Raw genomic sequence first — 3,722 nt, 5'->3', positions numbered from 1 at the left:
ATGTGTATAAGAGAAAAGAGTAATTAGTTTTTATAAAACATGTTAACAATAACAGAGCCATATTCCAGATCTGACTCATCAACTAAATCGTTATTGATATGTCGATTTAAGGCATCAATCAAACCCTTATTCTCTATCATTTCTTCTACTGAATACCCACTAAGGGCAACAAACACATCAAAGCTTTCTTGAATAGTATTTATTACTTTAGGCGTTCCTTCGCACAGCATACTTACTACTACAGATATTTTATTTGTCATAGAACTTTGTTCGTTGTTGTTTACCATTTATATTTTCCTCTTATATTTTGGTTAGCCCCTTGTGGGGCAAGAGGAGTTCTTACTTTCTAAAGGTGTCTGAATATTCAACTAACATGGCAGCAACCTGTTCAAAGTTAACCTGATGAATATCACCGTTATTACCCTCTTGGACAGTGAATCTTTCAAAGTTGTTCTGAATATGGTCAATCACATTGATAATAAATGGACTCATAAAATCCGGGTCATCTAAATAATCATTAGCATCCCCATCACCATTAACATCCATGAACATATTCCAGCTTGCGGAAAACGATCTACAAGCAAGATCATAGAACAGTTCGGTTGATTTATTAATGCCTTTCTTTTCTTTAAACATATTTTTACCTCATAGTTAAATGCTTATTTAATTCATTGTGTTTTTTATTAGCCCCTTACGGGGCCGAATACGCTGTTGTTAGCTCATACTAAAAAGTAATGCTTGAGTATGAACATATCTCATTTCTAATATAACTTTATCCATATCAACATAAATCAGTCTTTCTCTTTTACCAGCTTCTTCCATATATCCATCAAAACGCTTAGCCAGATGATCTTTAACATGTGAAAGATACGATTCCGTTCTATTATTATCTAACATAATAGATGCGACTAACTCATGATCTCCTTGCTCTTTATATATCAGCATTCCAGCCACATAAAGATACTTTGTCATAGCATAAAATGTTTTTGTGGATAACTCTTTGATACTTTCCATTTCTTGATTATTCATTTTATTTCCTCTTGTTGTTATTAATATGTTTTATTCAGATACAGGACGTGAATCAGAAATGATTTTCTCAATCCATGCATCAACTTCACTTTCAATAAAGGCAACTGCTCTTACACCCGTTTTAACCTGCGATGGAAAGCGTCCTGCTTTAATAAGCGTATAAATCCACGTCTTTCCAAATCCTGTTCTTCTAATCACTTCTGGTAAACGAATAAGGCGTTGTTTTTTGTTTGCTACGATTTGAACCATATTTATCTCCTATTTTTTATACGTAATATCTTTTATATTTCATACTCAAAACCAAATCTTGAAGATTTGGGAAAACAAGTTAGATTTCGTTTTTCAGTATGTGATTTGATGGAAATAATTGTATGGATAACTCATGTGAGAAACTAGGTTGGTTCACCAGCCCTGAACAGGCGGGAAGTTCAGGACCAGTGAATTTAGGGGATGTTTATGGGAGATGAATACAGGGGACGTTCAGGCTTAGCGACTGTCCCTTGTTTTCTTTTTGCCCTCAGGTTTGTCATTCATGCCTATGACTTCAATAATATTCGAACTCTTTATATGCATGTTTTTTATGAAGAAATCATTCAACGACTTGAAATAATTATCATTGTTCAAGAACTCATAAGATAGAGGGTAATCAGTATCTTTGATTTGCTCACTACCTCTGGCATAACGCATATCGGTATGCAGGATACCAGCCAGCACAGGATAAGGGATTTTCTGATTGTTGAGTTGTTCCCATCCGATAAGATCCATCAACGGGATGATCTTGTAATCGAGTATCTTTTGGAATGTTTTATGACCAAAGCGGAAATCTTTTTCCGGTGGCTTAGGCACTTTCAGGTGCTTCTGCCATTGAGTGATAAGCACTTTTAGGTGTTCAGCCAGATCGTCACTGCTTGCTTCATTCAGATCAATTTCAATCAGCATCTTGTTAGCAGGATTCAGCCCTCCCTGTTTCAGGTATTCAGAGATGTATTCAGAACTCACTGAAACGTCATCTTTGGGCGTGTTGTTTTCCAGACGATACATAGCTCGCCCATAGTTAAACAGTGAATTCCTCGTCATTGGCCTGACGGCATAGCTATGAGCCAGCATATGGCTGTCGGAGACCCATTTGGTCTCATGTATAACCTTACCAGAACGGATTTGGGCATCATGGTAGATCGCCAGCATTTGGTTCTCTTCGCCTGCTGTTTCCCACTGTTGCCTTGCTTTATAGGCAAAAATCCGTCTTTCCAGCTCGGCATAGATTTGTTCTAGCGTTAAATCTTTCAGCACATCATAGCGGCTTACATCAAACCACTCACTTAGTGCTTCGACGATCTCCACTTTAGACATCTTTTTTGTCATTGTTTTCTCTATAAATGCTGTTTTTGAGTTGTAATAAAGCTATCTCATCCGATAGCATAACGAAAGTAAATCTGATAGAATATTGTTGATACTGATTATTCCATTTCACATGATATTTCTTTCATATAACACGTTGACAATTCCCGTACTAATGCAACATTAGAGAAGTTTGTCACTTATAAAAACTACTTTCCTGCTAATTACCATATACAAACGCAGCCAAAAATGTAATAGTTTTAACCAAAGGTTGTTATGTAAGCGGATGTTTATTAACAATCCATTTTTAAAATAATTTGGAGTAATGTAGATGTTAGAAGAAATTTATAACTTATTTTATTTCACATCATCTTCAGACAATAAAATAACGCACGTGGGGATTGTTATACATAAAATCAGTGGTAGCGATGCTGATAAAATAGAATATTTAAAAAAAAATATACACTCTGATTTACCACAGTGTGATTATTTTGATGTAGAACCAACATCATTTAATGGTGAAAAATTTCTTACTAGAAGTCGATTTATGGCCTTGGAAAGGATCGGTAATCCAACAATTATCTTCGAGGTTGCATTACAAGCTAAGAATGCATCTACAAGTCCACTAATAATTTATACTGCAGTAGTCGACGGCCAAATCAAAGTTGATGCATCAGTTTCTACTGATAAAAATGTTAGACGGAGTGATTTTAAAGATAATCATGTGTCGGGAGTAAGAGAAATGTCTGACTATCTAGATAAATATATTGTTGATGGTAGATTTCTAATCAAAAATTTACTAGTTGATGATCATGTTAAACCAATACACTTATTATTTAATAACAAACATTATCTATCTAGTATAAAGTTATTAATGTCATTCATTGACACCGTGGGTTATCTTGAGTTTGGAGATGTGAATCGAGCTTTCCCTATGTGGTTAGATAATTATTGTGATTTATCTACCTTAGAGGTAAATGCCGATGAGATTTATGAGTTGAGACACTCTCTTCTACACATGACTAACTTAAACTCACGTCGCGTAGTTCAAGGCAAAGAAAGAAGAATAAGTTATAGTATAGCGCCTATTGGTACACCTACACGAATGAATTTAGATATTGTTTTTTTTAATTACATAGATTTTATATATGTTTTTGAGAAAGCATTAGATGAATGGTTAGCAACATATGATAATGATAAAATAATTACTTTTATTGAACGTTATGACCAAATAATAAGAGAAGATTATTAATTTCTCACATAACCCAACTCTTAGAGTTTATTCAAGATGGAAAAATATTTTAGTAGTTCTTCTATATATGATCTACTATTTATTTTGTATAGATATATGAACC

The 3,722-nt window shown here is 34.4% G+C and carries 6 protein-coding genes; 1 reads left to right on the top strand and 5 read right to left on the bottom strand.

From position 1 onward, the window contains the following. Positions 1–23 precede the first annotated feature (23 nt). The 5 genes from HEP82_RS19700 to HEP82_RS19680 all read right to left on the bottom strand — a co-directional run bounded on the left by HEP82_RS19700 (position 24) and on the right by HEP82_RS19680 (position 2,391). On the bottom strand, positions 24–260 hold the full coding sequence (locus HEP82_RS19700) for a hypothetical protein (RefSeq protein WP_192459596.1): 237 nt from the start codon (positions 258–260) through the stop codon (positions 24–26). Between the two features lie 79 nt (positions 261–339). Next, the gene (locus HEP82_RS19695) at positions 340–636 is read right to left on the bottom strand and encodes a hypothetical protein (RefSeq protein WP_192459595.1); all 297 of its coding nucleotides are present in this window, start codon (positions 634–636) and stop codon (positions 340–342) included. 78 nt (positions 637–714) lie between these two features. Next, a complete protein-coding gene (locus HEP82_RS19690) occupies positions 715–1,029 on the bottom strand; it encodes a hypothetical protein (RefSeq protein WP_192459594.1) in 315 nt (104 codons plus the stop codon). A 30-nt stretch (positions 1,030–1,059) separates the two neighbouring features. Then, on the bottom strand, positions 1,060–1,278 hold the full coding sequence (locus HEP82_RS19685) for a helix-turn-helix transcriptional regulator (RefSeq protein ID WP_192459593.1): 219 nt from the start codon (positions 1,276–1,278) through the stop codon (positions 1,060–1,062). Between the two features lie 237 nt (positions 1,279–1,515). Beyond that, positions 1,516–2,391, bottom strand: a complete 876-nt coding sequence (locus tag HEP82_RS19680; RefSeq protein ID WP_192459592.1) for a DUF6387 family protein — start codon at positions 2,389–2,391, stop codon at positions 1,516–1,518. Positions 2,392–2,698: 307 nt separating this feature from the next. On the opposite strand from HEP82_RS19680, the gene HEP82_RS19675 reads away from it, so the two are divergent. Continuing rightward, positions 2,699–3,619, top strand: coding sequence for a hypothetical protein (locus HEP82_RS19675; protein WP_192459591.1), 921 nt, complete (start codon positions 2,699–2,701; stop codon positions 3,617–3,619). Positions 3,620–3,722 lie beyond the last annotated feature (103 nt).

The organism is Musicola keenii (genome assembly GCF_014855505.1).
Classification (GTDB): Bacteria; Pseudomonadota; Gammaproteobacteria; order Enterobacterales; family Enterobacteriaceae; genus Musicola; species Musicola paradisiaca.
The sequence above is the reverse complement of the archived record's forward strand: the minus strand, read 5'-3'. Positions and strand labels throughout refer to the sequence as shown.

What these genes read in the sequence shown, in the direction of transcription:
- HEP82_RS19695 (WP_192459595.1), bottom strand. Translation starts at nt 636, where the DNA reads ATGTTTAAAGAAAAGAAAGGCATTAATAAATCAACCGAACTGTTCTAT.
- HEP82_RS19690 (WP_192459594.1), bottom strand. Translation starts at nt 1,029, where the DNA reads ATGAATAATCAAGAAATGGAAAGTATCAAAGAGTTATCCACAAAAACA.
- HEP82_RS19675 (WP_192459591.1), top strand. Translation starts at nt 2,699, where the DNA reads ATGTTAGAAGAAATTTATAACTTATTTTATTTCACATCATCTTCAGAC.
- HEP82_RS19700 (WP_192459596.1), bottom strand. Translation starts at nt 260, where the DNA reads ATGACAAATAAAATATCTGTAGTAGTAAGTATGCTGTGCGAAGGAACG.
- HEP82_RS19680 (WP_192459592.1), bottom strand. Translation starts at nt 2,391, where the DNA reads ATGACAAAAAAGATGTCTAAAGTGGAGATCGTCGAAGCACTAAGTGAG.
- HEP82_RS19685 (WP_192459593.1), bottom strand. Translation starts at nt 1,278, where the DNA reads ATGGTTCAAATCGTAGCAAACAAAAAACAACGCCTTATTCGTTTACCA.